We start from the raw sequence: 26,292 nt of genomic DNA, 5'->3' as shown, positions 1-26,292 counted from the left end.
CTTCGACTTGATCAGGCTACACCAATCCGCAGGAGGTCGTGGAAATGCACGAGGCCGATCGGCCGGTTGTCGTCATCGATGACGATCAGTGCCCCGATGCTGTGCTGGTTGAGCTTCGCCAGCGCCGCGGTTGCCAGCACGTTCGGCTTCACAGTCTTCGGCGTTCGGGTCATGATATCGTCAACCAGCAATTCGGAGAGATTGCGCGTCAGGTTGCGAGCAAGGTCGCCTTCCGTGACGATGCCGCAAAGACGACCGTCGTCCTCCATGATCCCAACGCAACCGAAGTGCTTGCGCGAGAGCGTGGAGATGGCTTCCGGGACTGACGTCCCCCTGCGCACCAACGGCACGCGATCGCCCGTATGCATGATATCGGCGACATGGCTGAGACTTGCACCGAGTTTGCCACCCGGGTGGAAAACATGAAAATCGCGGGCGGAGAAACCGCGCGCTTCCAAAAGCGCAATTGCCAGCGCGTCACCCATGGCGAGCTGCATCAATGTCGAGGTCGTCGGTGCAAGTCCATGCGGGCAGGCCTCTGCCTCGTTCGGCATCAGCAGAATGATGTCGGCCGCTGACGCAAGCGACGACTTCTCCGAGCAGGTGACAGCGATCAGGGGAATCGAGAAGCGGCGCGTATAGGCGACGATACTGCGAATTTCGGCACTTTCCCCGCCCTTGGAAAAGGCAAGAACCACGTCGGTCGTGCTGATCATCCCGAGATCGCCGTGGTTTGCCTCAGCCGCGTGGACGAAGAACGCTTGTGTCCCGGTCGAAGCCAGCGTGGCCGCGATCTTCACCCCGATGTGACCACTCTTGCCGACGCCGGTGACGATCACGCGACCGGTGATCCCGTTGATCATTTCGATGGCACGCATAAACGGAGCGGCGAGACCATCGTCGAAAGCACGCTCCAGTACCTCAAGAGCCTGCCTCTCGGTGCCAACCGTCCGCCTCGCAGAGGCCAGAACACTATCCTCGATGACATTTACTGCTATCTTGTTCATGGTACGGTGTTAGCTGTTTTCAGCCGCCAAGTCTATTTCGCGAGCGACGCACTCTGCTTTCTAAGCCGATAGGCTGCAGACTTTTCGCTGAATCGCGTCGTAGGAGACAGATCCCGGGAACGCTTGCGGAAGGCGAACGAAAGACCCGTCGGCATGATTGTGGGTGCAGTGCCTCGTTGCTCGAGCACAATGAAGGGTAGGTGGCCAACGGCCGCTGCCTTATCGATTCATCCGATCAGATCGTGCCTGCGGTGGCCGTTGCCCGGGGGTGGCGGGAACACTCAGGTCGTGATTGGCGGGGCGCGTTGGAGCCGCGGGAAGTCCTGGCGGAACAATATTTGTCGTGGCTGCGAGATTGGACCTAACAGCGTCTCAAGGAGGATGATCCAACGTGGCTACGAAATTGGCCCGGCGGCGCGACCGCTGAGGCTCCATGCTGTCGAAAAGGCTAGGTTGTTCGCGGATCCCATAAGGGCAACCCGACCGACTGGGCAACGTTCGGATCAGCCGTGAAGACGGGCAACCTCTGGTCGCGAAATATTTGCAGTGCTTCCAAATCTGTTTCTTGATGCATGCGAGACAGATTCAACGAGTTGTATTTGTGGCCCTTGGAAAGAGGGTCGATCCCGGTGAGAACCACGTTTGCTGCCCCGCTCGCCAGCGCAAGAGCCGCACCAACAATGCCGTTTGACCACTTGGCCTCGCCTTCCAGTTCCAGGTTCAATCTTCCCGTCATCCGATGCATCAGGGCAATGCGTTCATGGCGGCTGATCAGTGTCAGTTCGTTGTAACGGTAGTCGAACGCCTCAAGTCCTCTAAGGAGCCGCTCCCGCTCATGTCGCCAATTGAGAAGGCAAAGAAGTCCGGTTTTCTGATGCTGTAGCACCCGGCGAACCTCGACTGCAGCGGGATTGAGCCCTTCAATCTGATTGAACTGCATCAATGTCACATCAGGCGGGTGAGGCAACCAGCCCTGAGCAGCAATTTGGGAGGCGTTGATGGTCAATACCCGAAATGAATCGTCCCAGCCCAGAGGCTTGGTGGAGAAGGGCGCAGAGCCAGTAACGACAACCGTCTTTCCAAGAAGGAGGCGCTCTAGGTTGGGGACTCGTGGTGCCGCGAGCCGATACCGCACCCAGCGCGTAAAATAGCGCCTGGTGCGTGTCAGTCCATCAACATCCAACATGCTCAGAATTCCTTAAACTCGACATCCTGATTCCGCGACTGGTACAATCGTTGAACAAACCGGGTGCAAAGACAAGCATATTAGCCCGATTAGAGATGATTTGGCTCCGGATGCCGGTCTGCTGCCGCACCTGCCAAAACGACATCTGTTTGAGAAGTCGTCTGCGCGCCGCACATGCGGACTATGTCCTCCGGTTTATCGCACCGGAGCTCTTCGACCGCGGCTAGAGAGCTTGGGGCAGAGGTGCTGGTCAGGGGGAGGCCGTCACTGCCGGCGGCTTGATATCGAGATCGGCCGCAAAGCTTGCCCGGTCGATTTGGAGCGGGCGCGTTTCGCCGCCAAGCCAACCCCTGACCAGATTTCTCGCCTTGATACCTTCAAGGCGAAGCCGCATCAGTTTCCTGCGTAGCTCGCTTTGGGGCAAATATTCCCGGTCTATCGATTTGCGCACAAAAGCCGAGTTGTCGGGGGTTCCCTCGAGAAATTGCATTTGAATGACGGGTGTCGGCTCAATCTGGTAGGCTTTCAGCCAGCCGCGATGCCAGAAGTAAGCGTCGAGCAGGGAGTAGGTCTTCGTATCATCGAGCATTCTCCCAGCCGCACGTGGGCCGATGACATAGCCGGCGCTGCCGACGCGGTTCTGAAACACCCTGGTCGCGCGGTGCATGCCGTCGGTCCAAACTGCTGATTTTGCAAGGATATGCGGGCGTGGCGCGAACTCGAGGTCATAGACCCAGTCCCAATTGTCGCGCCGAGCCTCGATGGTCCTGATCGCGTCAGCAAAACCTGAGGACAGTACTGCGTCGTCTTCGAGGATCAGGGTTCGTTCGTTCCGCTCGACAATGATTTTCCAGGCGAGCCTGTGCGAGGTGAAGCAGGCGATATCCTCGCGAAGCGTCGGACTCGGCCAGGTGTTTGCTGCTGCTTGGCAGTCGTCGACGGACAGGTCGCTTGCTTCGAACGCGTCGAGAAACTCGAAATCCAGTCCCAGCCTTTGCATTTGCCGCGATTGAAACTGTCGTCTTCTTTGCTCGGCTTTCCGACTGATAATGAGAATCTTCACTGCCGCTCCGCCTCATAGGTCATTTCGTCGGAACCTTATCAATCAATCTCCTGGTGACCTAGCGGAACCTCGACGGAGGACGGTGGCGCATTCATGCCAAATACTGCGTGATGGCGCCGGTAATCCTTTCCCGGTTCATCACACGGGGAATGGCGTACTCAAAAATCCACAGGCGGAGATGCGCCCGTAAGAGCTAGGCTGCCGTATATAACACAACCCTTCCATTCCCACCCCTTCTCTTTAAACTTCGATCGAAGTGGATGGCGGTTGTGTAAGTCTCACACCCTCGCCGCCGGACCCAGTATAATCGCCATCAAGGAACGTCACCCCTGCGGCCTGCAGCGCCGACTCAATATCACGCAGCGTCCGATCGTAAGGCGTTGACTTTTGGGCCTCAAAGTTTGCAAGCGTGGCCCGACCTACGCCGGCAGCCTCGCATAGTTCTGTCTGCGACCATCCAATGAGGCCTCGGGCGGCACGACATTGCGCCCCAGATATAGACATTTTGTAAAACCCCAAACATTTTGTATTGACTTGGAGGGAGCTTGGTGTAGTCTGGCAATAGTAACCCGATAAATACCGTTCGCTGCCGCGGTTGTGCCCGGCCAGTGATTCTGCGCGATAATATACCTAGTTCTGCTCGGCGACGCGAGGTAATCACGCATCCCTCAGTTGCTGTTGAGGCAGGGAAGCAGCTTTCATGGAACTACGCCAACTCTCCTATTTCAAAGCGGTGGCCGAGGAACTGCACTTTGGCCGGGCGGCAGCCAGGATGCGGATTGCCCAGCCGGCCCTCAGCAACCATGTGATGTCGCTGGAAAGGGAGCTTGGCTGCCCGCTGTTCATCCGCTCGACCAGAAGGGTGGAACTGACCAGGGCAGGGGAAACCTTTTACGATCGCTGTGTGCGGATCCTGAGCGACATCGACCTGACCACCGAACTGACCCGGGCAGCCGGCGGCAGCCGCATCCGCCAGATCAGGATCGGCAGCATCTACCCGGCCACCATGGGCATGCTGCCAACCTTCCTTGCCAAGATCGCCCGCAAGTATCCCGATGTCCGCATCCACATCGCGTCGGGCAATACCGGCGAGATCATCCGCGGCCTGGAGACCGGCCAGCTCAATCTGGGCTTCATCCGGCCGGTGGAAAACATCGGCTCGTTGCGCTTCGTCTCGCTTGCGCATGAGCGCTACTATCTGGCGGTTGGCCGTGCCAATCCGCTGGCAGCCAGGGACGAGATCAGCATCGACGATCTGCGCACTCAGAAGATCATCGCCTTTAACCGGCAGAACCTGTCTTTCACGGAACGATACTTCAATGAGAAGTTCGCCGAATACGACCTCACCGCCAACATTGCCTTCAGCTGCGATGATACCTATGCGCTGGTGTCGCTTGTCTCCGCCGGGCTTGGCATCGGCTTTGCACCGGAGTGGACGCTTGATCTTCCCAATCGCGGCTTTGAGTTAAAGAAGGTAAGCGGGATCGACTTCCGGATCGGGCTTGGGATCGCCTGGAACAAAGAAGACCCAACCGCTGGCCGCGACGACATCGTCGACATCGCACGGTCGCTGGCAAGGCGCTCGGTGCAGGGCACACTGGGTTAGCGCTGGCCGAGCCGCCTGAGCAGCGTCGTGGCCATAGGCAACGAACGCAACGTCTTCGGTTTTTGCTGAGTCAGATACTTTTGGGGTGCTCTGTCGAATTCGAAGTTCGTCGTCCATATCGGTAACGAAGAATGGGCGCGTTTCCGCGTCCACCAACTGTGCATGACCGCATCTGCCGCAATCAACACATTGCCTGTCGGAAGGATTGATGCCGTTTCAGGGGCTCAAATGGAGAATTGCCGTCTTAGCGATGGCGGCTGACTTCGGAGAGCGATTTACGGCGATGAGTTTGCGCAGTATCGGCAGGAAGAAGGCCTTGCTGAACCGGCCAATTGGCCGCTCCGGTTCGAGATAGAACAAGTGACCGATGACGTCGCTGTTGAATTCGTCCATGATGATCCAGAGATGGGCGATCTGCATCGAGGCCGGCGCGACGTTTTTCGATTGCCGGGATCTCGAACGCGAACCGGTCCCGCTCGGGCTGTTTCGTGGTGATCGGGAAAAACAACACCACGTCACCATCGGCACGCGCTATCCGCACGCCGACCGCGACGGGGCGCTCCTTGCGTCCCTCCGTCTCGCCTTTTCCTGCTTCTCGATGCCAGAGATAAGCATAGCGAATGACGGCTGCAATCTGATGTCGTCGTGAACACTCATCGCCCGACCTCGTCGTCCTCAGCATATTGTTCGACCGCACGCTCCATGTCGGCAAACAAGGCGTCGGACATGGTGTCGATCGACCCGATCGCTCGGGCATCGGCGGCCTTAATGAGCCGCTCGTAGTCGTTTATGTTCAAGATAACGAGACGCGGTTTGCTGCGCTGAGTGATCGTCACGGGATGACGAAGCGCCTCGGCGATGATATCGCCGAACTTCCGCGAAAGATCGCTCGTCGTATAGGATCCCTTTCGGCTGGCCATCTCTTTAGTCCTTCGAGGTCGCTCCCCGGAATATGTCAAAGTGATGCTGTGAAATCCAGCAATGACAGCAATGCTGTATTTGCCGGAAACGACGCGCCGCTGTTTTGGCGGTGTCTCGTGATCCTGATAAGTCCTGTTCGGGCGAGACCAGATAAGCTCTCGACCATTCCTTACATCCCGGCAGATGCAATGGCGCTATCGCTGGCTGGCGAGCGCTCCTTCAAGGCAATGAGCGTGCAACGATGGATGGCCTTCGCTAACCGTGCGCGCTTGCCGGAGGCTGCCTCTCTCAAGGCGGTGACCAAAACCGTTGAGCGGGTGAACCAAACCTGGTGGATGCTGCCGGAGCGCGAGGTCGTTCCGATAAAGGTGCTCGAGCGGACCGACGCGCACGTCAAGATGATGACGCCAATACTTGCGACGCACGCGCACTAGAGGCATCTGGTCAAGGCCTGGTCTTGCGGCAGCGATCAGGCGACAGCAGTGGTAGTACTGCGCAAGACGAGGTGGGTCTCAAGAACGCAGCGCACGTCGCGTATGGCATGGGACTGCAGCATGTCGAGAAGCAGCGAAACGGCGACGCGGCCCGCCTCGACGGACCGGTTCGAAACCGAGGTGAGTGCCGGAAAGGTGACGGCGCCAAGCACGTCATCGCAACCGATGAGGCTGAAATCGGCTGGCACGGAGACATGGTTTTCGGACAGTCCGGCCAGAACGCCCTGCGCCGTCACGTCGTCGAAGGCGACAGCGGCTGTCGCGCCAGTCGAAAGGATCGCCTGGACCACATTGCGCCCGGACTCGTAACTCGGCAGGGCTGCCGCCACGATGTCGACCTCGATGCCGGCCGGTGTTGCCGCACTGCGGATTGCCGCGCGTCGCTGCTTGTTCGACCAGGAATTTGCCGGCCCGCTGACATAGGCGATCCTGCGATGGCCGAGCTTCGCCAGATGCTCGACAGCCTGGCGCACGCCTGAGCTGCTGTCGATGAGGACACGGGGAATGCCCGCGATATCGCGATTGATCAGCACGAGCGGCAACTTTTCGGCATGGGCGCGGATACGGTCTTCCGAAAGTCGCGAGGACGCCAGCACCAGACCCTCGACCTGGCCGGCGAAACGCCCGACGAGCTTGTCTTCCTGCTTCGGGCTTTCGCCGGTATTGCCGAGGAAGATGCAGAAATCGGAGCGGTCCGCTTCGAGCTGGGCAGCCTGAATGAGGGGCGGGAAGAAGGGATTGGCGATATCGGGGACGATGAGGCCGACATTTCCGTGCCGCCCCGTGCTGAGCGCGCGGGCCGTGTGATTGGGAACATAACCGAGGGCCTCGGCGGCCTTCATGATCCGTTCGACGGTTTCGGGCAGCAGCATCCCGGGTCTCGTGAAGGCGCGCGACACACTGGAACGCGCCACGCCGGCCGCATCCGCGACCTGACTGATGGTAACGCCCTTGGCACGCTTTATCATGGTGACCGGAAACCCTTGCCCTCACGCTCCGCTTACCACGAAGTTCGGAGCCGCATCAATCAACAGGCTCACACACTGCCACTCAATCGCTTGACATGCAACCGGTTGCATGGAATTCTCCCTCCAACGAGAACAAAGGGAACTTGACTGGACGCCGCCGTCATTGCGGCTGTGCGATGCCTGTTCCCATGTCCTGACGTGGAGACCAATTTGAACCCTGCCACCGCTCACCGTCCGTCGCCGCAAGCAAGCCGGGTCATCGACCGGCTGACGGTCGAAAGCTTCGCCACACGGGCCGAGATGGGGGCTGCCGCTGCCGCAGACATTGCCGGCGCACTCGTTGGATGTTTGTCACGGCAGTCGAGCGTGCGCATGGTGTTTGCGGCCGCCCCCAGCCAGGCCGAGATGCTTTCGGCGCTCGTCACTCAGCCAGGCATCGAGTGGCGGCGGGTGACGGCTTTTCATATGGACGAATATGTCGGCGTCGATCCGGCTGCGCCGGCGCGGTTTGCCAATTGGCTCGACGCCCATGTCTTCACGCGGCTGCCGTTTGCCGCGGTCCACCGTATCACGCCGGAGCCGGATGCCGAGGCGGAGATCGCGCGCTATTCATCGCTGTTGAACGAGGCGCCGATCGACTTGATCTGCCTCGGCATCGGTGTGAACGGCCACATCGCCTTCAACGATCCGCCGGTTGCAGATTTCAACGATCCTCTGGACGTGAAGATCGTCGAGCTGGACGAGGTCTGCCGCCAGCAGCAGGTGGACGACGATTGCTTTCCCGACCTTGGATCGGTGCCGCACCGGGCCATTACGTTGACCGTGCCGCGCCTGCTGCGGGCAGGTCGTCTGTTCTGCGTCGTGCCGGGCGCGGTCAAGCGCGATGCGGTGTCGAAAACCCTCCATGGGCCACTCAGCACCAATTGCCCGGCCAGCATCCTGCGCAACCATGAGGCCTGCACCCTCTATATAGACAGGGACTCCGACCCCGATGCCTGAGACCGACGCCATTGATGCCGATGCGCTTTGCGCCGATTATTTTGCTGCAACGCAGGCGCTGATGCGCCGGGTGCTGGAAGAGGAGAGGGGGCCGCTCGATCAGGCCGCGTCAAAGCTTGCCGATCAGATCGCCGTCGATCGTCTGGTACACATCTACGGGCCGGGTGGTCACTCGAACCTGGCCTCGCAGGAAGTCTTCTTCCGTGCAGGCGGGCTGATGCACATCAGCGCCATCCTCGATGAAGGCACGCTGCTTTCGAACGGCGCGCTGCGCTCCATGGCGATCGAACGCACGCCAGGCTATGGCAAGGTGGTGATCACCAATCAGCGCCTCGGCGAGGGCGATCTGCTGATCCTGGTAAACGCTTACGGGATCAATGCCGCATTGATCGATGCGGCGCTGGAAGCGCGCCGGCGCGGCGTCTTCCTGATCGGTATCAGCTCTTTCCAGCATGCAGCCAACACCTCCCCCAATCATCCGGCCCGCCACCCGACAAAACAGAACCTGCACGAAATCGTCGACATCGCGATCGACTGCAAGGTGCCGATCGGCGATGCCATTGTCCGCGTGCCCGGCATGGGTGAAAACATTGCGGCGGTCTCCACCTTCGCCAACGCCTTCACGCTGAACTGCCTTGTCATCCGCACGGTTGCGAGGCTCGCCGAGCGCGGCATCGAGCCGCCTGTCTGGCGCAGCGGCAATGCGCCGGGCGGCGACGAGGCAAACGCCCGCTTCATTGAAAATTTCCAGGGTCGGGTGAAGGCGCTCTGATGGTCACCGTCGACGGCATCGATCCTCGCAGCCAAAAGGGTATCAGCATCGATATTCTCGACGGGACGATAGCCGCGATCCGACCGGCAGAAAAGACGGACAAGAGCTATCTCTCCAGCGGCCTGATCGACCTGCAGGTCAACGGGTTTCGGGGCTTCGACCTCAATGCCGGCGCGGTGACGGAAAAGATCATGCTGTCGCTCTGCGAGGAACTGTTGAGCGTCGGCGTCACCACCTGGCTTCCAACACTCGTCACGGCCTCGGAATCGGCGATCCTCCAGGCGCTCGAGGTGATCGCCAAGAGCCGCGACTGCCACCGGCTGATCGCCGAGATGGTGCCGGGAGTGCACGTCGAAGGCCCATCGATCTCAAGCATGGATGGTCCGCGCGGCGCGCATCCCCTGGCGCATGTCCGGCCACCCTCCATGGCCGAATTTGAGCGCTGGCAGAAGGTATCCGGCAATCTCGTCGCCATGGTGACACTCGCGCCGGAGCTGGAAGGCAGTATCGACTATATCAAGGCCCTGAGCGCAAAAGGCATTCTCGTCGCACTCGGCCATACGGCTGCGACGCCCGATGAAATCCATGCGGCGGCGGCGGCCGGCGCAAGCCTGTCCACGCATCTTGGCAATGGCGCGGCGGCCGTCTTGCCACGCCATCCGAACGTCATCTGGGCGCAGCTTGCTGACGATCGCCTGACGGCCAGCTTCATCGCCGACGGCTGGCACCTGTCGGCCGATACGTTCAAAGCCATGCTGCGTGCCAAGGGCATGGAGCGCGCATTCCTCGTATCCGACATGGTGGCGCTCGCCGGCATGCCGGCCGGACTTTACGAGCAATCGATCGGCGGCACGGTCGAGGTCTCGCCGGAAGGTCGGATCGGTGTCGCCGGCACTCCCTATCTTGCCGGCGCCAGCCTGCCGCTTTCGGCAAATGTCGCGATCGCTGCCGAAATGGCCAGCCTGCCTCTGGCAGACGCGCTTTTGCTCGCCACCCGCAACCCCGGCCGGTTCGTCGGCGGGCGCGGGGGGCTGGATGTTGGTGCGAGGGCCGATCTCATCCGCTTCGACTGGTCGCAGGGCGATCGCGCGCTCCAGGTCCGCGAGGTCTGGGTTCGCGGTGAAAGGGCATTCTGCCGATGATCCGCGCCGGAGCTGCCATTATCGACATCACTCCGACGCCAGGCTTGCCGATGTCCGGCTTTGCGGCCCGGACCCTGCCAGCCGAGGGCGCCCATGATGGTTTGACGGTCCGCGCCGTGGTGATTGCCGAAACTGCCGTTGTCGTTGCCGACGTCATCGGCATCGATGCAGCGATGAGCGCACGGATCCGCAAGCGGTGTGCGCTCCCAGCCGAAAACATCGTGGTGGCGGCTCTTCACACGCACGGGGGCCCGGTTTCGATGGCGGGGAGGCTGAGCATCGCCGCCGATCTGGCCTATCTGGAACGACTGGAAGACGCCTGCGTGGCAGTTATCGACAAGGCGGCCGCCCTGCGAAGGCCAGCGCGGATCACGGTCGGGCAGGGCAGTGACCCGGGGGTCGCCCGCAACAGGCGCCACCCCGGCGGGCCGGTGGATACATGCCTGCCGGTGCTGCGTATCTGCGGCGAGGACGGCGCGATGATCGCGGTTGTTACCGCCTATGCCTGCCATCCGGTCGTGCTGGGCGCCGACAATCGCCATTGGACTGCGGACTATCCGCATTTCGTCCGTCAGGCCCTTGAGGAAGCATATCCGGGGGGCGTCGCACTGTTCATGACCGGCTGCGTCGGTGACGCCAATACCGGTCACTCTGCCCATGCCTCGATCACGCTCTCGGCCAGTCAGGACCGCACGTTCGACACGGCCGGTCAGGTCGGCCGCAGGATCGCCGAAGCTGCGCTTCATGCCGAAGAACAGCCGATGTCCGATCGGACGAGCGCGCGCAACGGGACGGTTGCGCTTGGTTTTGAGCGGCGCGAAACAGAAACAGCCGCTGCCCTTGAACAACGCTGGCGGACTGAGGCTCTGACCGCTGAACCAGCCCAAAGAGCGCTGCTCAGCTATTGGGCCGACTGGGCCAAAACCATTGCGCCGGTGGTACCCGAACCCATTGCCGCGCGCGTTACGGTTCTCGACTGGGGCGGTGTGCCTGTTGTCGCCTTGCCAGGAGAAATCTTTGCCGAGACGGCACTGTCCATCCGTGCTGCGCTCGGACGCGAAAGGCCCGCCTTCATCATCGGTTTTGCAGATGACAATCCGGGTTACATCCCGCCGGCGAGCGAGTTCCGGTTCGGTGGCTACGAGGTCGATGAGGCGCACCGCTATTACGGGCTGCCGATGAGCTTTGCCCCGGGCGCCGCAGAAGCGCTTGCCGGATGCGCGATCGCACTTGCGACCGACAATTGAGGAGGAAGCAAGGGGGATTCAGGTAAACGTCAAAAACCACGCAAGCTTGACACGCAACCGGTTGCATGAGAGCTTTTTGTCAATAACAACAAGGGAACAGAATATGAAAAACGCATCAGTCACGACCAGGATTTCCACCCGGGTATTGCTCCTGAGCGCAGCCCTTGCCGGCACGTTCGCTGCCGGCATGACGGCGGCTTCTGCCGAAACGCTGACGGTCTGGAGCGGCTATCCGGAAATGGCGCCCTTCTACCAGCACGTCGCCGATGGGATGAAGGCCAGCCATCCGGACCTCGACGTGAAAGTGGAGGCGATTGCCCTGCGCGAGCACGAGAAGCGGGTGGCGCTCGGCCTGACCGGCGGTGGCCAGGAAGGCGCCACCGTCATCGAACTCTCGGGCTCAACTGCCACCCGCTACCTTGAAAACGACATTCTGCCGGAGGCGCCGGAAGACATTTCCGCCTTCGTCAAGGATCCCAAGAATTTCGATAGGTTCTTCACCGATATCGCCAGCTATGACGGCAAGGTCTACGGCGTTCCACTCTTTCGCGGGCAGGGTTCGCTTTTCTACAATACCGACATGTTCAAGACCGCCGGCCTGACCACGCCGCCGAAGACCATGGAAGAATACACCGAATATGCCAGGAAGCTGACCCAGCGCGATGGATCGGGCAAGCCGACCGTTTCCGGCTGGAGCTTGCGTCTGTCGGGGGGCGGCCAGGGCATTGCCGAGAAATTCTGGACCAACATGCATCAGTACGGCGGCGCGATTCTTGTTCCTGCCGGCGAGGGCAAATGGAAGACGGATTTCGCCAATGAGGCGGGCCGCAAGGCGCTCAAGCAATATCTGGACCTTGTCTTCACCGACAAATCGGTAACGCCGGAAATGCCGGCCGATGCCGATGCCTTCGAGCGCGGGCAGACCGCGATGTTCATTCGCGAATCCTGGGTCATCGGCGACATTGCCCAAAAGGCGCCCGACCTGAAATATGCGACGGCGCCGCTTCCGACGGGATCGATCGCGTTGCCGACCAATCTCTATGTCGTCGGCGACGAGGACGCGGCCAAGCTCGGCTGGGAATTCGCCATGGCTGCGAACTCGCCGGAAAACCTCGTCTGGCTGCTGCAGAATGTCGGCTGGCTGCCGAACCGTTCGGGCGTCGACTATGCGTCGGTCACCTCCAAGCAGCCGGCCTTTGCGGCCTTCGTCGACTATCCCGAAGGCTACAAGTTCTTCACGCTGCCCTCGATCGGCCCGATCGAGGAAATCCTCACCCGGGTCGCCGCCCAGCTCGTCGTCGCCTTCGCCGATCCGTCGCTCGCAACCGACGATGCCAAGATCGATGCTTTCCTGAAGAAGACGAGCGACGAAGTGGACACCATCCTCGACCGCGAAGGCCTGCTTGCGAAATAGTCGCGGGCAGTTTTCGTCAACATCGCCCGCCCGGGACAACATGGCATTGTTCCGGGCGCTTCAAAGGGTCGGGGTTTGCGCCCCCGTGTGCGAAGCCGTTCGTCTACGAGGTCACCTGAATGCTGAAGCGCAAACGATTCCTCTTTGCGATCCTCGCGATCCTGCCGACATTGGCGATCTTCGCCTATGTGCGGCTGTATCCAATCGCCGACACGTTGAGGCTCAGCCTTTTCCAGTGGAACATCCTGTCGAAGAACAAGCCCTTTATCGGGCTTGCCAATTTTCGCGAGTTGACGGGCGATCACCTGTTTCTGGACGCGTTGGTCAACACCACGATCATTGCCTTCGGGGTGCTGATCCTGACCATCCCGATGGCGCTGATCATTGCCGCGCTGATCTTCCACCGCACGCGCTCGCGCATGGCCGGGTTTTACGAAACCGCGGTGTTTATTCCCCATGTCGTGTCGTTGGTCCCGGCCGCAATGGCCTGGAAGTGGATCTTCGATGCCCGCCTCGGGCCGCTCAATGCAATGCTGACCTTCTTCGGCATTCCGGCGCAGAACTGGCTGTTTGATCCGGTCCTCTCGGTCATCTGCATCATCGTGCTGTGCTCCTGGCAAGCACTCGGCTATGCGGTGCTGATCTATCTTGTCGGCTTCAAGAGCTTGCCGGTTTCGCTTTACGAGGCCGCCAAACTCGATGGCGCCTCGGGACCGCAGAGCTTCTGGTACCTGTCGATTCCGATGCTGAAGCCAATCACCCTTTACGTTTCGGTCGTGACGCTGGTCTCGGGCTTCAACGTTTATGCGCAGGCCTTCGTGCTTGCTTCCGATGCGCAAGGCGCGCCCGGGCGCCAGGTGCGGGTGCTTGTACTCGACATGCTGGAAAACAGTTTCCGCAATTATCGCGTCGGCTACGCCGCTTCCGAGGCCGTCGTGCTGCTCGTTATCGTCCTGGTGTTGACGCTGATCCAGTTCTCCATGCTGAGAGAAAGGGGCAGGGCATGACTGTCGAACTTGCCATGCTCCATGTCGAACCGACTGCCGACGAGTTGGCAGAGGGACGGCGCCTGCGCCGAAAGAAGAAGCTGACCAACCTTGCGATCGACGTGTTCCTGTTGACCGTCTCGATCCTGATGTTGCTGCCGCTCGTCTTCCTGGTTGCAAATGCCTTCAAGACGCCGGCGGAAATGCTGGCCTGGCCACCGACCGTCATTCCGCACGACCCGACGACCGCCAATTTCAAGACGGTTCTTGCTGACACGCCGCTTATCCACTGGATCGGCAACAGCATCGCATTCGCGGTGATGTCGACGATCGCGATCGTCGCGACCTCGGCGATTGCCGGCTACGTTTTTGGCAAGTTCCGTTTCCGGACGATGAACATCCTCTTTGCGCTGTTCCTGGCGACCGCGATCGTGCCGTTCGAAGTCTACATGATCCCGCTCTATTTCGAGGCCAAGAGCCTCGGTATCCTCAACTCCGTCTGGGGCCTGCTGCTCGGTTACCTGGTGATGAGCTTCGGCATATTTCTCATCCGCCAGAATGTCATCCATTCGATCCCGGACGAGCTTCTGGAGGCCGCGCGCATCGATGGCGCCGGTGAGTTCTGGATCTTCTTCCGCATTGTCCTGCCGCTGCTTCGCGGCGCGCTCGGGGCTCTTGCCGTGCTCGCTTTCTTCCAGGCCTGGACCGCCTTCGCCTGGCCAATCATCGTGGCGACGACGAGGTCGAGCTATACGATCGAAGTTGGCCTTGCGCTCTTCCAGACCGGCTTTACCGTCGATCTTGGGCGCCTCAGCGCCGCTTCCGCCATCGTCCTCATCCCATCCATCCTGCTGTTTGTCATCCTGCGAAGGAACTTCGTTCAGGGCGTCGCCAGCACCGGTCTCAAGGAGTAACGGCAATGGCCTTCTTCGACGAGGCACGCAAGACCTATGTCGCGGCCAATGCCGGCACGCTTTATTGGGTGCTGCAGCGACCCGTGCTCGGCGGCGGGTTCTTGAATACAAAGCAGAACAGTCTGACGCTGAAAGATTATGGCGTGCAAGACGGCATGCGCGGTCCGGATTACACCTATGGCTGGATCCAGGGACGTGGGTTGGAAGCACTGGTCGGCCACGCCGGGTTCTTCGAGCGGGAACTGCCGCCACTGGCCGAAAAGCTCGATGCTGCCGGTCGGCGTCTTTACGATGTTCTGGCGGCTTTGCAGATGTCGGGCGGCCATGCCTATTTCTGCTACGACCGCGCGATGGACGCGATTTATGCGGATGGCACCAACCGCACCTTCGCGCAAGAGAAGCCGGCTCTGATCTATTCCTATTCAGACGCCTTCGTTGCCAAGGGGCTGGTCGCAGCCGCAAGCCGCTACAATTTGCCTGCCCTTGCCGATCATCTCGCCTATTTCGACAGGGTCATTGCTGCAATAGAGAGCGGACATTTCCAGATCGACGAGCGTCGTCCACTGTCACTCGACAGTCTCGCCGACCAGGCCGATGATTTCGGCCCGCGCATGATCCTGCTTGGCGCTGCAGGCATGCTGAAGCGCTTCGGCCATACGGCTCATCTGGCATTTGCCGATCGTTTCATCGCCCATGTCATCGACCGGCACTTCGACCCCGCGACGGGCCTGCTGCGCAATGTGCCAGGGGAAGATCTCTGCAATGTCGGACATGGCATCGAGTTCGCCGGTTTCGCGTTTGACTATCTCGATGACAATGCCGATCCGGCACTGATCGAGATATTGGAGCGCATCGTTATCTCGTCTTTCGACAAGGGTTTTGTCGGGCCTGGTATCGCATTGACCGTCTCGATTGCGAACGGTCAGGCACAGAGCCCTTATTGTCCCTGGTGGTCGCTCCCGGAAACGATCCGGGCAGCTGCGCTTGCCCATATGCGCACCGGCAGTGCCGGGAGCCTGCGGGTTTGGAATGCAGCCCATGCCGCTTTCTTCGAGCGTTACTGGCGCGGTACGCCGCCGATCGCCTACCAGACCATGACCAGGGACGGGCCCGTGGACTTCGTGCCCGCCACACCTGACCTCGACCCCGGCTACCATACCGGTCTTAGTCTGCTTGCGGCCATTCACGCCGCCGATTGCCTGCAACCGACCACTCGAAATTCAGGATAAACCCATGGCTTCCGTTGAAATCCAGAATGTCCGCAAGGCCTATGGCGACTTCGAAACCATCAAGGGTGTTTCCGTCGAAGTGCCCGACGGCGCCTTCGTCGTGCTGGTCGGGCCTTCGGGCTGCGGCAAGTCCACCTTGCTGCGGATGATTGCGGGGCTCGAAGAGATTACCGGTGGCACGATCCGTATCGATGGCCGCGTCATCAACGATGTCGAGCCGAAGAACCGTGACATTGCCATGGTCTTCCAGAATTATGCGCTCTACCCGCACATGACGATTGCCGAGAACATGGGCTTTTCGCTGCGGCTCGCCAAGACCTCGAAGGAGGAGATCGCCAGGCGGGTGGCCGATGCCGCGCGCATCCTCGGTCTTGCCGACTATCTCCAGCGTTACCCCAAGCAGCTTTCCGGCGGCCAGCGCCAGCGTGTCGCAATGGGACGTGCGATCGTGCGCAATCCCAAGGTCTTCCTGTTTGACGAGCCGCTTTCCAATCTCGATGCCAAACTGCGCGTCCAGATGCGTGCCGAATTGAAGGATATTCACGCCCGCTTCAAGACCACGACCGTTTACGTCACACATGATCAGATCGAGGCTATGACCATGGCCGACCGCATTGTCGTCATGCGCGACGGTATCGTCGAGCAGGTCGGTTCACCCCTCGACCTTTATGACAGGCCGGTCAATACGTTCGTTGCGAGCTTCATCGGGTCGCCGTCGATGAATTTCCTGTCGGCAAGGATCGGTGTGGACCGTCAATCGGTCGTGACGGAAAACGGCATCCATCTGCCTGTCGGGTATGAGGCTCCGGTCGCATGCGGCGGCGCCGTCAGTTACGGCATCCGTCCCGAACACCTCACCATCGCGCCGGGCGGGCAAGGCATTCCGATTGTGGTCACCAATATCGAGCCCACCGGCTCGGAGACGTTCGTTCAAGGAACCGTCGATGGCCAGAAGATCTCCGCACAGCTGCGCGAGCGTCTCTCTATCAAGACCGGTGAGGTACTCAATCTGACGCTTGCGCCGGCAAACAGTCATCTTTTCGACGCAGCGTCAGGCATGCGGCTATAGGAGATCGAGATGTCCATGCCGCCCATGTCTCTTCGGGCATGACAGAAGACCCCGGCTGGGAGCGAAGGCGAAGGAGGAGCGAAGAATGGCGAAGACTAGGGTCGCGATGATAGGGCTCGGTATGGCGGCGGGTCATCATGCCCGCGCCCTGCTGGATCTCTCCGAGCGTATCGAATGCGTGGCCGCCTACAGCCGGACGTCCGGCCGGCGAAAGGCCTTTGCCGAACAATTTCCGACCATCCCGACGAGCGATAGCCTCGATGCGATCTTCGCGGATCCGTCCATCAAGGCGATTCTGATCCTGACGCCCGCGAGCAGTCACCTGGAACTCGTCCGTCGCGCTGCAGCGGCCGGAAAACATGTTCTGCTCGAAAAACCATTGGACATTTCCCTCGAACGCTCCGAAGCGACCGTAAGGGCGGCAAGAGACGCCGGCGTACTCCTCGGGGTGGTACTGCAAAACCGCTTTCTCGACGCGGCGCTCAAACTCGATGAAATCGTCAAGTCCGGGCGCCTGGGCGATCTTGTGGAGGCATCGGCTGCAATCCGCAACTGGCGACCGCAAAGCTATTACGACGCCGAAGGCCGCGGAACGATGTCGCGCGATGGCGGTGGTGTGTTGCTCACCCAAGGTATTCACACGATCGACCTGCTCCTGAACTATGCGGGCACGCCTGCAGCAATTTCCGCATTCGTCCGCACGACCCCTATTCACAGGATGGAAACGGAGGACCTCGTGACGGCGGCCTTGTCTTTTGAAGGCGGCGCGATCGGATCGCTCAATGCCACAACTTGCGCCTATCCCGGACTGCCGGAGCGCATCGAATTGATCGGTACGAAAGGTACGGCAGTTCTGACGGGGAACAGATTGGATGCAGCCTTTGTTGATGGCACCAGGGAAATGGCGGGTGGCGAAACGATCGGAAGCGGAGCGGGGGCAAATCCGATGGCGTTCGGCCATGAGATGCACCGCGCACTGATCGGAAATTTCATCGATGCGATCGAAAATGGCGGCCAGCTTCGCGTCAAAGGCGATGATGCGTTGAACGCTCACCGGTTCATAGACGCGGTCCTGGTGGCTGGCACTCGACCTCTTCCTGACGCGCGGCTTGATCGCTGACGGTGGCGCGGCAGAATGGTCGCTGCCGGCGGCGTCGGCTACCGCAGGATTTACGCCATCCAGTTTCGCGCACTCGCAACAGCGCGTTACGCGCTGTGGTTCTCCGACAGGCCGTGAGCGAGCTTCAAGGGGACTGAGGTCCACCTCTTGGATCAGGTGACCTATACGCATTCACTGTCGACGGCCACGGGCCAACGTAGGTCTCGATCAACACCGTGGCGATGCCTTCGACCGACCGATGGCCCTGGTCGAAAAGCTTCACTGCTGCGTGGTTAAGAAGCCTGGATGCCTCTTTGTCCGGATCTACGTCGTAGTACCGATACCACTGCCTGACGGCTCTCGAGAGAATTAGAAAATCGGTGTCCTGCATTGCCGCCTCCTTCGAACAGGGAACAAGTAGTGCCATGTTGTAGATCGTCAATCCTGAGACTCGATCACGAAATGGACGAAAACATCGGCCTCGACATTGCAGGCCGTCGAAAGCCACGACCGGATCGAACGCATAGGTGAGTTGTCCGTTTCGGTCTTCTGAAAGAGCTTTTGATCCAATAGGCTGGCTTTACTTGTCTGTCGGTGGCGGCGCCCATTCACGCCGCGGGAGGAGCGCCGATGACGCCGACGGAGGGCGTTTTCAGATGACATTCAAACTGCCGAAGTCATTCTCCAGGCTGCTGAAATCGCAGAAACTGTATCGAAAACTGCTTGCAAAGGCGCTTCGCACGCCGACCCGAACTGTATCCAGAAAATCGCGCAGCCCGGTCGCAGCGAAGCCGAAACTCAGCGAAGTGACTGGGTTCGGTAGCAATCCAGGACGGTTGACGATGAAGCTCTTCGTACCCGGCAAATTGCCGGCAAAGCCGCCATTGGTCGTGGTCCTGCATGGGTGCAGGCAGACGCCCGAAAGCCTGGATACGGGAGCCGGCTTCTCCAAATTCGCTACACTTCGGGGTTTTGTTCTCCTTTATCCTCAGCAGAACGAGACGAACAATCCGCAGCGATGCTTTAATTGGTTTCGGCCGAGCGCTGTGGCGCGGGACCGTGGCGAGTTGATGTCGGTCCGACAGATGATTGACTACACATGTCGCCACCATCGAGTCGATCGGTCCAGGGTCTACGTTACGGGCCTATCTGCTGGCGGAGCCATGACTTCGGCGCTCGTCGCCACTTATCCGGATCTTTTCGCTGGCGCTGCCATTTTCGCCGGGATGCCGTTCGGCGCGGCAAGGGATGCAATATCGGCTATGCGCGGCATGAGGTCCGGTATCAAGCGAGATCCTCAGCAGTGGGGTGACCTGGTGCGCAGCGTTTCGCCAAACACGAAAGAATGGCCACCGATCTCCGTATGGCATGGAACGGCTGACGGTGTCGTGAATCCTCTCAATGGACGCGCCTTGGTCTCGCAATGGCTCGAAGCGGCGGACATGGACAAAGCGGCCGGGCAAACGAAACAGATGTCATGGGGCACTCTCGAGGAATGGAAACGGGGAGACCGTCTGCAGCTGTCATTCTATTCCGTTCACGGGCTGGGGCATGGGTTGCCGCGAAGGTTCTCAAATCAGAAGGAGAGGGTAGCTGATGCTTACGTCCTGCCGTCGGAGCTGTCTGCGCCATTGGAACTCATGCGAGCATGGGGGTTGCGATCCTGGCGTGCCGTATGATCCGACGCGTTATTTCGACGACGCGACTTCGCAAGCGCTGCAATAGATCGAAGTGGTCTAACTGAACGTTTTTTGAGGTTCTGGCGATATCTTGAAAGAATTTTTGGCTGACTGAGGATTTTTCGAGCGGGCAGGCGCCCGCTGAACGATTTTTTGAGGGGCGCTGAATGTTTTTTTAACAGACAGGTATATCTTGAACGTCTTTTCAGGCGTCTGAACGTTTTTTGAGACTTGCGCGTAAAGCTGAAAGAATTTTAAGATTGCTGAACGTTTCTTGAGGATGGGTTATGGCAGACGCACCTGTCGGACAGCTGTGGCTGATCGAAAATTTGCAATTACGAGTGCCTTCGCCAGCGGTGACTTCAATATGCGGGCCAGGTGCAAGACGAACGACGACCGGAAACGGCCGGACCATCGAGAAGTATAGTACGCCATATGCGCCCGAAGACACGATCGCGGGGCATTTGAAATTCGCCTTGAAAAACGAACCTGTCGATACCGCTGTGATGGCTGCGGCCATGAAGGCGATAGACCCCGGCGTGATCGAGGAAATGGTTCGCGCCGAACCCAACGGCGCGTTCTCCCGCCGCGCTTGGTTTTTGTACGAGTACTTCACGGCCGAAACGCTAGATCTCCCGGATGCTCCGCTGGTGCTGTACACCAAAGCTCTCGATCCCGACCTTAATATAGGTTCGGTCGGTATCAACTCGCCACGCCATCGTGTGACGAACAACATGCTCGGCGTACCGGAATTTTGCGTCACTGTCCGGAAGACCTCTGCGATCAGGGCGTTTCAAGCCGAAGGCATCGATGAACAGGCGCGCGCGCTGGTTCAGGACTGTGACTCTTCGGTGCTGGCCCGTGCGGTGAACTACCTCTATACCAAGGAAACCAAGTCATCCTTCGAGATCGAACGCGAACGCGCGACGGGACCGAAAGCGGAGCGTTTCGCGAACGCGCTGCGGCAGACCGCATCCTTTAACCCCTCGAGCGATAAAGATCTTATCGAGCTTCAGAACCAGATCGTTGATCCGCGGTATGCTGCAAAGGGATTCCGTGACTTCCAGAATTTTGTCGGGGAGACTATCGGCTACCGGGAGAAGGTCCACTTCGTTTGCCCTCGGCCTCAGGATCTCCCGGCTCTGATGAAGGATTGGGCGTCGATGTCGGAGCGGCTGCAGGGCGGTGATGATGCTGTGGCGGCGGCGGCAGCAATCTCCTTTTCCTTCGTCTTCCTGCATCCGTTCGAAGACGGCAATGGACGCATTCACCGTTTCCTGATCCACCATGTCTTGTCGAGGGAAGGCTTCGCCCCGCACGACATCCTGTTCCCGATCTCAGCTGCGATTGTCCGCGATCAGAAGTCCTACGATACGGCGTTGGAGTCGTTCTCCAGACCAATGATGAACCTGATCGAGTGGGAAATGAATAACGCGCAGCAGGTTGTCGTGGCGAATGACACGTCGGACCTCTATCGGTATTTCGATGCAACGGAGCTCGTTGAGTACCTCTATGCGAAGATTTCCGAGACCATTCGGATCGACTTCAGGGACGAGCTGGATTTCATGGCCACCTATGACACTGCCTATAAGGCGGTGAGGGAAGTAATCGACATGCCTGATCGACGGGCTTCGATGTTCGTCAATTTCTACATGCAGAACAAGGGCTCGATCTCGAAGCGAAAGCGAGCCTTGTTCGACGAGCTTTCGGACGAGGACATCAAGGATCTGGAAGCCGCGATACGCTATGCACTGAATCCCGACGCGCCTGGCGACAATGACGAGGAGCCGGAGGTGCTTTTGCCGAAGAGCGGCGGGAAAGGTCCTTGACGCCTTTTGCTTCTTGACGAGTTCGGCGCGTACCTAGCTGCCCGCCCGGCCACAGGGACATTCGACTTCGATGATCGGATCGCGCACCTGACGGAGGGTCGACGCAAGGCCGAGCGGCTTCTTGGATTTTGTCATCGCCGGACACGCTCGGCCCAAGCCAGCATCGACAACAACTTTTGCATTGCCCTGACGGCGTCGTTGTGGCGGGGGCAAATCCGATGGCATTCCATGAGATGCACCGCGCACTGATCGAGATTTGCTAGATGCGATCGAAATTGGCGAAAAGCTTCGCGTCAAGGGCGATGACGCGTTGAACGCTGAAACCGTTGAGCGAGTGAACCAAACCTGGTGGTCGCTGCCGGAGCGCGAGGTCGTTCCGTTAAACGTGCTCGAGCGGATCGACGCGCACGTCAAGATGTTGACGCCGGTACTTGGGGCGCACGCGCACTAGCAAAGTTTTGAGGCATCTGCGTCAAGGCCTTTGTCTTGCGCTGCTCGTTTATCTCGTCCCGAACAAGAAGAAAGCCGACCTGCGACATGGACCGCGCAGGAAGAGGCGCACTGCCTAAGTTTGGGGTTCAGCATGGCAGTGCGCCTCTCTGCTTGCGGGAGACGTTTGCAAGCTATGCGAAAATATTGCTCCACGGTGAAAGTGGGACGCATCGTTAGCATTAGTACGACTAAGTAATTTGGGGGAATTGTGAGGCCCGCAGGGGTTCGCGGACCTCGGAGCATTGTCACAGAGGCCGAATTTGGGCCACGCCCATAAGAGCACAACCGACCGTCCATCGCACGTACTACAATAGTGGTATCAGTACCTACCGCTAGTAGAAAACCCTAACGGAATAGGCGTTTCGGCCGACCGAGAGTCGAGTGCGGGAACTGCAATATTCACTCTCCCGACAAATCTGGAACTTCTCTACCGACCGCACGGTATATTTCGCTGCGTTGCGCCGTCGCGCATCCGGTGTTTTCGGCACGTCACTAACACAAGGGCAGATGGACGGCATCAACGGCATTCTTGATGCCTTCGCCACCCATGGAGACGGACGAGACAAGACGCTCGCCTATGCCCTCGCCACGACCTACCACGAGACCCGGCGGCCGAATGGTTCCCGTCAAGGGAGGGGTTCGCGAAGGATGACGCCACAGCACGGCGGATCGTTGCGAAACGCGCCTACTAGTTCTTTATGGTCTGGGTGTAGCTCATCGCTGGAGTCGGTTCCGACGCTCCAGAAGTAGCTCGTGCGCGACCAATTGCTTGCCGGCCGGACTGAGGCTGATTCCGTCTACCACTTCCTCAGTGAGGCCTGCTTCTTTGAAGCTACGGATCCGATCGTTCGGTATGTCCACGGTTTCGTGCCGATAGAGATGCAGGAGGCAGCTCCATTCTTCATACGTGAAGTCTCGCCGAGCGATCATGCAGTGTCCTCCTACCTAACAGGCCAAACGATAGCACAGTTACCAGTCGTCTGTCGGTCGGGGAACACGCGTGCGAACGATATGGATGCGAACCGGGATCAACAGCAGGCATACGCCGAGGAAGTCTACCAGGTCGGCGAACTGGCCCAAGCGCGACTAGATCTCGATAGTCGTTACGCTTGATATCTGGCAGCCGGCCTTCCGGTTCAGGTTTCACAGCTTGTACTATCAGAAGGCTTTAACCGGCACCCCCGCCGAAAGCAGCCATTCGGTAGTCGCCGCCTGGGCGTGCGATGTAACAGACGAGTGCGCTTTCATCGATTCCCGTCAAAGCAGAAGCGAACCCTACCGGAGGCTTATGGATTTCCCTCATGCGGTTCTCGGCGGTCTCTAGCAATCCGTGCAATTCGCCCGACACGTCCTGGACGCCTTCCGCATCGGCAAAATAGTCTCCGAGGATTTCCATCGGGCTTAAATTTAACGCCTTGCACATGTCCAGCGTGGGAGCAGCCACCCTGTTTGTTCCCTTTTCATATTTTTGAACCTGCTGGAACGACACGTTCAGGGCTACCGCCAGATTCACCTGGGTGATTCCGCGCAGTTCTCGGAGGCTGCGAATGCGCTTTCCAATGTCAATGTCCATGTCGTGGCTGCGCGAATTGGTTCCTGGCATGTCAGTCAGACCAAAGTCCCGACATGTCTTATTTAATATACCTCTAATGTTGTGCCCAGTAGGACTGCCGGTAAGTTGGCGCTGGGCGGATCAGCCTGCCCGGACAGCACCGCTGACTTGGCGGTCCGGCGCGAGGGGTTAGGCGTCGGGCCGCACCTATGGCGCCGCCATGTGGTCTCGTGGAGCGTCGTCTCCAGCTTGGCACAATTCCTCAACGTAGTTGGCCAGCACCGGATCATTTGCGAGGTGCAGTTGAAACGCTTCGTCGTCGATTTGTCCCGAACGATATGCATCAATCAATGTCTGCTGATCTTCGTTTAGAACACCTGTGTTGGGCCAGATGGCATCGAGCTCGGCCAGTTGGCATTTCAATCTGCTAGGGCTGTCGGTGCTATAGGTCGGCATGCGGCTCTCCTTTGAGGAGAAAACTGATCAAAGGCCTTCGTGTTCCGAGTGGGTTTCGATGCTCATCGTGACAGGTGCCTCACAAAATAGCGGCGGCCATGGCGTCAATCTTCATCGGAGCACTCGCTGTTGGCTTCGTAGGGGCCGAGGAAGGCGTCAGCACGAAGGCGTATCGCGATGTGGTCGGAGCCCCCACGATCTGGCTTGGTCAGACCAGCGGTGTGAGGATAGGTGACACTGCCACAATGGACGAATGCAAGACTATGCTCGGTGACGCGCTCGTCGTGCTCCCATTTGCCACGCTACATGTACGACGGCGACCATGACGGGCGGGATATCGTTCCGCCAAACTCTGCTGGATACGGAAATACGACGGATACCGTCATGGCCACCGGGTGCTGCGACAAAGCAAAGTTTGCGATGAGGGCTGGGCACTGCCCGATGGCGTCGAGCTCTTCGATGGAAACGAATCGCATGCGAGCGTCCGGCCGGCCGGGCCGGGCAGGTGCACTTGTCCCTAATGTCTCGAAGGTAGATCACAGGTGGTCCACCTCAGAGGTTTTAGAGCGCCGCCGGTGTGCCGCTGGGATCGAGGCGCCTCATTTCGAGCATCGCTTCGCAGGACGCATCGGCCAATAGCGATAACTGTTCTGGATCACGTACTCCCTGGCGGTAAATCTCAATGACAATGGCCGCGAGATGGGTTCTGTCGTTCTGATCGTTGATCAAATGTCTTTGCGCGACGTCCTTCAGGATTTCATCACAGATGGACAAATCGTTCGATGTAAGCGCTTCGTCGCGTTGTCGCATTGTGTGGTTCCATGCCGTTAAACATCGCGGTACTCAAACATGAAAAGGGCTTTCCGGGTCGGCGGGACCGGGAAAGCCCTCGATCTTTCGTCGCTCGTCGAGGTCTCGGGCGCGTGCGACTCGGATCAACCAAAGATTGCCTTTTGTTCTTCACGGAAGAAATAGGACTGAAGCCTGATCCTCATTTGGACCTTAGTCTGACCAGGTGGCAAGCAAGATTGAATGCGCCTATCCTGGTGAGGCCGTCCGTCGAACGCGAATCGTGTGCCTTTGCGAACAACCGTTGTGTGGAACGGATTCGTTCTCAGCGACGCGGCCAGGCGGAAAGGCAAGGCTGAAAAAGGTATTGCGCCGAAGGTGCCCTGGTGTGTTCCGCATTGTACTCGATACGGCGCGTCGCAGCGCCTGATCCTGCGCTTCCTTCAATATCTGGTCGACGAGGAACGTGAGAAGTGCGGCGGTCGAGCCTCCGTTTGCTTCCACATGTGCGGCCTTTGTGTGCGGTCGCACAGGATCGCTGGCCAAGATGGCCTCCTGACCGGATGCCAGGGACGGTCGGTGCCGGGCGCGATATCTTGGGTAGCACGCCGAGGCGCCGATCGCGTTGGTGTTTCCCTCCTGAACCTGTGGATCCGCTTCAACCCGCGTCCCCCGCGTCCTGCTGCGGCTTTGGGTCCTGCCAGGCTCGCACTGGCCGCAACGGCGTTGCCGTCCTCCACTGGCGTTTCGGCCCTTCGGGTGCCGGCCAGCGCTTGAAGCCCGGCTTTTGGACCGCCGTAGCAGGTCGCGATGGTCGCGACCCCAAGCGGAGGTTCCAACATGACAAGGCAGCAAACCAGCCAACGATCCGACATCCACGGCCGCATCACCGACACAATCATTGCCGCTCTCGAACAGGGTGTCCGTCCCTGGACCCAACCCTGGCATAGCGCTTATCCGTCCGATCCGGTCTCACGACCGCTGCGCTTCAATGGCGCACCCTATTCCGGGATCAACGTCATCCTCCTCTGGTCGGAGGCAATCACCCGCGGCTTCGCATCCTCGACCTGGATGACATTCCGCCAGGCGCTCGAACTTGGCGGCGCGGTTCGCAAGGGCGAGAGCGGAACGACCGTCGTCTTTGCCAGCTCGATCATCCGCACCGAAACGGCTGATGGCGGCGATGACGTCGAACGCTCCATCCCCTTCATGAAAGCCTACACCGTCTTCAATGCCGATCAAATCGATGGCCTCGATGCCCGGGTCCAACCAACAGCAAGCCTCTCGGACCCATTCGACCGCATCGGTGAGGCCGGTCGCTTCTTTGCCAACACCGGCGCCATGATCCGTCATGGCGGCACATCGGCCTATTATGCCGC

Annotated in this window: 27 protein-coding genes and 2 pseudogenes; 18 read left to right on the top strand and 11 right to left on the bottom strand. The window is 59.5% G+C overall.

All coding sequences use genetic code 11. The annotated features are described in order from the left end of the window. Positions 1–11: 11 nt before the first annotated feature. From AS026_RS38595 to AS026_RS40860, 4 genes are all read right to left on the bottom strand, one after another. Positions 12–1,007, bottom strand: coding sequence for a KpsF/GutQ family sugar-phosphate isomerase (locus AS026_RS38595; protein ID WP_062376406.1), 996 nt, complete (start codon positions 1,005–1,007; stop codon positions 12–14). A 448-nt stretch (positions 1,008–1,455) separates the two neighbouring features. Next, entirely contained in the window at positions 1,456–2,013 is a 558-nt protein-coding gene (locus AS026_RS38590) for a membrane-anchored protein (protein ID WP_245307760.1), read from the bottom strand. 430 nt (positions 2,014–2,443) lie between these two features. After that, a complete protein-coding gene (locus AS026_RS38585; protein WP_062376400.1) occupies positions 2,444–3,256 on the bottom strand; it encodes a glycosyltransferase family 25 protein in 813 nt (270 codons plus the stop codon). 240 nt (positions 3,257–3,496) lie between these two features. Next, a complete protein-coding gene (locus AS026_RS40860; RefSeq protein WP_082728696.1) occupies positions 3,497–3,760 on the bottom strand; it encodes a helix-turn-helix domain-containing protein in 264 nt (87 codons plus the stop codon). A 196-nt stretch (positions 3,761–3,956) separates the two neighbouring features. On the opposite strand from AS026_RS40860, the gene AS026_RS38580 reads away from it, so the two are divergent. Next, positions 3,957–4,862, top strand: a complete 906-nt coding sequence (locus AS026_RS38580) for a LysR family transcriptional regulator (protein ID WP_062376398.1) — start codon at positions 3,957–3,959, stop codon at positions 4,860–4,862. A 216-nt stretch (positions 4,863–5,078) separates the two neighbouring features. On the opposite strand, the gene AS026_RS43900 is transcribed toward AS026_RS38580, so the two are convergent. Next, positions 5,079–5,255 (bottom strand): hypothetical protein, encoded by a 177-nt coding sequence (locus AS026_RS43900; RefSeq protein WP_245307759.1) that lies wholly within the window; start codon positions 5,253–5,255, stop codon positions 5,079–5,081. On the opposite strand from AS026_RS43900, the gene AS026_RS43895 reads away from it, so the two are divergent. Next, positions 5,254–5,511, top strand: a complete 258-nt coding sequence (locus tag AS026_RS43895) for a hypothetical protein (protein ID WP_245307758.1) — start codon at positions 5,254–5,256, stop codon at positions 5,509–5,511. The two genes, AS026_RS43900 and AS026_RS43895, sit on opposite strands and share 2 nt — an antisense overlap. 4 nt (positions 5,512–5,515) lie before the next feature. On the opposite strand, the gene AS026_RS38570 is transcribed toward AS026_RS43895, so the two are convergent. Further along, positions 5,516–5,782 carry a type II toxin-antitoxin system prevent-host-death family antitoxin gene (locus AS026_RS38570; protein ID WP_062376396.1) on the bottom strand — a complete coding sequence of 89 codons (267 nt, stop codon included), beginning with the start codon at positions 5,780–5,782 and terminating at the stop codon, positions 5,516–5,518. 150 nt (positions 5,783–5,932) lie between these two features. On the opposite strand from AS026_RS38570, the pseudogene AS026_RS38565 reads away from it, so the two are divergent. Next, positions 5,933–6,217: pseudogene (locus tag AS026_RS38565) on the top strand (type II toxin-antitoxin system HipA family toxin); the annotation flags it as partial. A 35-nt stretch (positions 6,218–6,252) separates the two neighbouring features. Here the strand turns inward: AS026_RS38565 and AS026_RS38560 are convergent. Further along, a complete protein-coding gene (locus AS026_RS38560; protein ID WP_018859985.1) occupies positions 6,253–7,245 on the bottom strand; it encodes a LacI family DNA-binding transcriptional regulator in 993 nt (330 codons plus the stop codon). 210 nt (positions 7,246–7,455) lie between these two features. On the opposite strand from AS026_RS38560, the gene AS026_RS38555 reads away from it, so the two are divergent. The 10 genes from AS026_RS38555 (at position 7,456) to AS026_RS38510 (ending at position 18,137) form a co-directional block, all read left to right on the top strand. Further along, positions 7,456–8,244 (top strand): 6-phosphogluconolactonase, encoded by a 789-nt coding sequence (locus AS026_RS38555; protein ID WP_082728694.1) that lies wholly within the window; start codon positions 7,456–7,458, stop codon positions 8,242–8,244. Continuing rightward, complete coding sequence (locus tag AS026_RS38550; RefSeq protein ID WP_082728693.1) at positions 8,237–9,016, top strand: sugar isomerase domain-containing protein; 780 nt, start codon at positions 8,237–8,239, stop codon at positions 9,014–9,016. The genes AS026_RS38555 and AS026_RS38550 overlap by 8 nt, the downstream gene beginning before the upstream one ends. Beyond that, complete coding sequence (locus tag AS026_RS38545; protein WP_062376392.1) at positions 9,016–10,158, top strand: N-acetylglucosamine-6-phosphate deacetylase; 1,143 nt, start codon at positions 9,016–9,018, stop codon at positions 10,156–10,158. Before AS026_RS38550 ends, AS026_RS38545 begins: the two co-directional genes overlap by 1 nt. Next, entirely contained in the window at positions 10,155–11,405 is a 1,251-nt protein-coding gene (locus AS026_RS38540; RefSeq protein WP_062376391.1) for an alkaline ceramidase, read from the top strand. The genes AS026_RS38545 and AS026_RS38540 overlap by 4 nt, the downstream gene beginning before the upstream one ends. A 103-nt stretch (positions 11,406–11,508) precedes the next feature. Beyond that, entirely contained in the window at positions 11,509–12,819 is a 1,311-nt protein-coding gene (locus AS026_RS38535; protein WP_062376389.1) for an ABC transporter substrate-binding protein, read from the top strand. Between the two features lie 119 nt (positions 12,820–12,938). Beyond that, entirely contained in the window at positions 12,939–13,826 is an 888-nt protein-coding gene (locus tag AS026_RS38530) for a carbohydrate ABC transporter permease (RefSeq protein WP_018859979.1), read from the top strand. Continuing rightward, on the top strand, positions 13,823–14,719 hold the full coding sequence (locus tag AS026_RS38525; RefSeq protein ID WP_245307757.1) for a carbohydrate ABC transporter permease: 897 nt from the start codon (positions 13,823–13,825) through the stop codon (positions 14,717–14,719). The genes AS026_RS38530 and AS026_RS38525 overlap by 4 nt, the downstream gene beginning before the upstream one ends. Positions 14,720–14,724: 5 nt before the next feature. Beyond that, positions 14,725–15,948 (top strand): AGE family epimerase/isomerase, encoded by a 1,224-nt coding sequence (locus tag AS026_RS38520; protein ID WP_062376387.1) that lies wholly within the window; start codon positions 14,725–14,727, stop codon positions 15,946–15,948. Between the two features lie 4 nt (positions 15,949–15,952). Further along, positions 15,953–17,017: an ABC transporter ATP-binding protein gene (locus AS026_RS38515; protein WP_062376385.1), complete on the top strand. Its 1,065-nt coding sequence runs from the start codon at positions 15,953–15,955 to the stop codon at positions 17,015–17,017. 85 nt (positions 17,018–17,102) lie between these two features. Further along, positions 17,103–18,137 carry a Gfo/Idh/MocA family protein gene (locus AS026_RS38510; protein WP_062376383.1) on the top strand — a complete coding sequence of 345 codons (1,035 nt, stop codon included), beginning with the start codon at positions 17,103–17,105 and terminating at the stop codon, positions 18,135–18,137. Between the two features lie 124 nt (positions 18,138–18,261). On the opposite strand, the gene AS026_RS38505 is transcribed toward AS026_RS38510, so the two are convergent. Then, positions 18,262–18,507 (bottom strand): hypothetical protein, encoded by a 246-nt coding sequence (locus tag AS026_RS38505; RefSeq protein ID WP_062376381.1) that lies wholly within the window; start codon positions 18,505–18,507, stop codon positions 18,262–18,264. A gap of 265 nt (positions 18,508–18,772) precedes the next feature. Here AS026_RS38505 and AS026_RS38500 point away from each other — a divergent pair, with 265 nt between their 5' ends. The 3 genes and pseudogenes from AS026_RS38500 to AS026_RS38490 form a co-directional block, all read left to right on the top strand. Beyond that, the gene (locus AS026_RS38500; RefSeq protein WP_062376379.1) at positions 18,773–19,795 is read left to right on the top strand and encodes an extracellular catalytic domain type 1 short-chain-length polyhydroxyalkanoate depolymerase; all 1,023 of its coding nucleotides are present in this window, start codon (positions 18,773–18,775) and stop codon (positions 19,793–19,795) included. Between the two features lie 476 nt (positions 19,796–20,271). Continuing rightward, positions 20,272–21,624, top strand: a complete 1,353-nt coding sequence (locus AS026_RS38495; RefSeq protein ID WP_205634512.1) for a Fic family protein — start codon at positions 20,272–20,274, stop codon at positions 21,622–21,624. Between the two features lie 319 nt (positions 21,625–21,943). Next, positions 21,944–22,075, top strand: a pseudogene (locus AS026_RS38490) (type II toxin-antitoxin system HipA family toxin); the annotation flags it as partial. Between the two features lie 1,209 nt (positions 22,076–23,284). Here the strand turns inward: AS026_RS38490 and AS026_RS38480 are convergent. Together AS026_RS38480 and AS026_RS38475 are read right to left on the bottom strand one after the other, a co-directional pair. Further along, the gene (locus tag AS026_RS38480; RefSeq protein ID WP_062376374.1) at positions 23,285–23,689 is read right to left on the bottom strand and encodes a helix-turn-helix domain-containing protein; all 405 of its coding nucleotides are present in this window, start codon (positions 23,687–23,689) and stop codon (positions 23,285–23,287) included. Positions 23,690–23,875: 186 nt separating this feature from the next. Then, positions 23,876–24,124 (bottom strand): hypothetical protein, encoded by a 249-nt coding sequence (locus AS026_RS38475; RefSeq protein ID WP_062376373.1) that lies wholly within the window; start codon positions 24,122–24,124, stop codon positions 23,876–23,878. 98 nt (positions 24,125–24,222) lie between these two features. Here AS026_RS38475 and AS026_RS44740 point away from each other — a divergent pair, with 98 nt between their 5' ends. Continuing rightward, positions 24,223–24,450, top strand: a complete 228-nt coding sequence (locus AS026_RS44740) for a glycoside hydrolase family protein (protein WP_062376370.1) — start codon at positions 24,223–24,225, stop codon at positions 24,448–24,450. Positions 24,451–24,685: 235 nt separating this feature from the next. Here AS026_RS44740 and AS026_RS38465 read toward each other — a convergent pair whose 3' ends face one another. After that, positions 24,686–24,934: a hypothetical protein gene (locus AS026_RS38465; protein WP_062376368.1), complete on the bottom strand. Its 249-nt coding sequence runs from the start codon at positions 24,932–24,934 to the stop codon at positions 24,686–24,688. Between the two features lie 819 nt (positions 24,935–25,753). Here AS026_RS38465 and AS026_RS38455 point away from each other — a divergent pair. Continuing rightward, a partial coding sequence (locus AS026_RS38455) for an ArdC family protein (protein ID WP_062368708.1) occupies positions 25,754–26,292 on the top strand: 539 nt, incomplete at its 3' end.

The sequence above is a fragment of the Rhizobium altiplani genome (assembly GCF_001542405.1).
GTDB classification, from domain to species: Bacteria; Pseudomonadota; Alphaproteobacteria; order Rhizobiales; family Rhizobiaceae; genus Rhizobium; species Rhizobium altiplani.
The sequence above is the reverse complement of the archived record's forward strand: the minus strand, read 5'-3'. Positions and strand labels throughout refer to the sequence as shown.

What these genes read in the sequence shown, in the direction of transcription:
- AS026_RS38595 (WP_062376406.1), bottom strand. Translation starts at nt 1,007, where the DNA reads ATGAACAAGATAGCAGTAAATGTCATCGAGGATAGTGTTCTGGCCTCT.
- AS026_RS40860 (WP_082728696.1), bottom strand. Translation starts at nt 3,760, where the DNA reads ATGTCTATATCTGGGGCGCAATGTCGTGCCGCCCGAGGCCTCATTGGA.
- AS026_RS38580 (WP_062376398.1), top strand. Translation starts at nt 3,957, where the DNA reads ATGGAACTACGCCAACTCTCCTATTTCAAAGCGGTGGCCGAGGAACTG.
- AS026_RS43895 (WP_245307758.1), top strand. Translation starts at nt 5,254, where the DNA reads ATGATGATCCAGAGATGGGCGATCTGCATCGAGGCCGGCGCGACGTTT.
- AS026_RS43900 (WP_245307759.1), bottom strand. Translation starts at nt 5,255, where the DNA reads ATGGACGAATTCAACAGCGACGTCATCGGTCACTTGTTCTATCTCGAA.
- AS026_RS38570 (WP_062376396.1), bottom strand. Translation starts at nt 5,782, where the DNA reads ATGGCCAGCCGAAAGGGATCCTATACGACGAGCGATCTTTCGCGGAAG.
- AS026_RS38560 (WP_018859985.1), bottom strand. Translation starts at nt 7,245, where the DNA reads ATGATAAAGCGTGCCAAGGGCGTTACCATCAGTCAGGTCGCGGATGCG.
- AS026_RS38550 (WP_082728693.1), top strand. Translation starts at nt 8,237, where the DNA reads ATGCCTGAGACCGACGCCATTGATGCCGATGCGCTTTGCGCCGATTAT.
- AS026_RS38545 (WP_062376392.1), top strand. Translation starts at nt 9,016, where the DNA reads ATGGTCACCGTCGACGGCATCGATCCTCGCAGCCAAAAGGGTATCAGC.
- AS026_RS38540 (WP_062376391.1), top strand. Translation starts at nt 10,155, where the DNA reads ATGATCCGCGCCGGAGCTGCCATTATCGACATCACTCCGACGCCAGGC.
- AS026_RS38535 (WP_062376389.1), top strand. Translation starts at nt 11,509, where the DNA reads ATGAAAAACGCATCAGTCACGACCAGGATTTCCACCCGGGTATTGCTC.
- AS026_RS38530 (WP_018859979.1), top strand. Translation starts at nt 12,939, where the DNA reads ATGCTGAAGCGCAAACGATTCCTCTTTGCGATCCTCGCGATCCTGCCG.
- AS026_RS38525 (WP_245307757.1), top strand. Translation starts at nt 13,823, where the DNA reads ATGACTGTCGAACTTGCCATGCTCCATGTCGAACCGACTGCCGACGAG.
- AS026_RS38520 (WP_062376387.1), top strand. Translation starts at nt 14,725, where the DNA reads ATGGCCTTCTTCGACGAGGCACGCAAGACCTATGTCGCGGCCAATGCC.
- AS026_RS38515 (WP_062376385.1), top strand. Translation starts at nt 15,953, where the DNA reads ATGGCTTCCGTTGAAATCCAGAATGTCCGCAAGGCCTATGGCGACTTC.
- AS026_RS38510 (WP_062376383.1), top strand. Translation starts at nt 17,103, where the DNA reads ATGGCGAAGACTAGGGTCGCGATGATAGGGCTCGGTATGGCGGCGGGT.
- AS026_RS38505 (WP_062376381.1), bottom strand. Translation starts at nt 18,507, where the DNA reads ATGCAGGACACCGATTTTCTAATTCTCTCGAGAGCCGTCAGGCAGTGG.
- AS026_RS38500 (WP_062376379.1), top strand. Translation starts at nt 18,773, where the DNA reads ATGACATTCAAACTGCCGAAGTCATTCTCCAGGCTGCTGAAATCGCAG.
- AS026_RS38480 (WP_062376374.1), bottom strand. Translation starts at nt 23,689, where the DNA reads ATGGACATTGACATTGGAAAGCGCATTCGCAGCCTCCGAGAACTGCGC.
- AS026_RS38475 (WP_062376373.1), bottom strand. Translation starts at nt 24,124, where the DNA reads ATGCCGACCTATAGCACCGACAGCCCTAGCAGATTGAAATGCCAACTG.
- AS026_RS44740 (WP_062376370.1), top strand. Translation starts at nt 24,223, where the DNA reads ATGGCGTCAATCTTCATCGGAGCACTCGCTGTTGGCTTCGTAGGGGCC.
- AS026_RS38465 (WP_062376368.1), bottom strand. Translation starts at nt 24,934, where the DNA reads ATGCGACAACGCGACGAAGCGCTTACATCGAACGATTTGTCCATCTGT.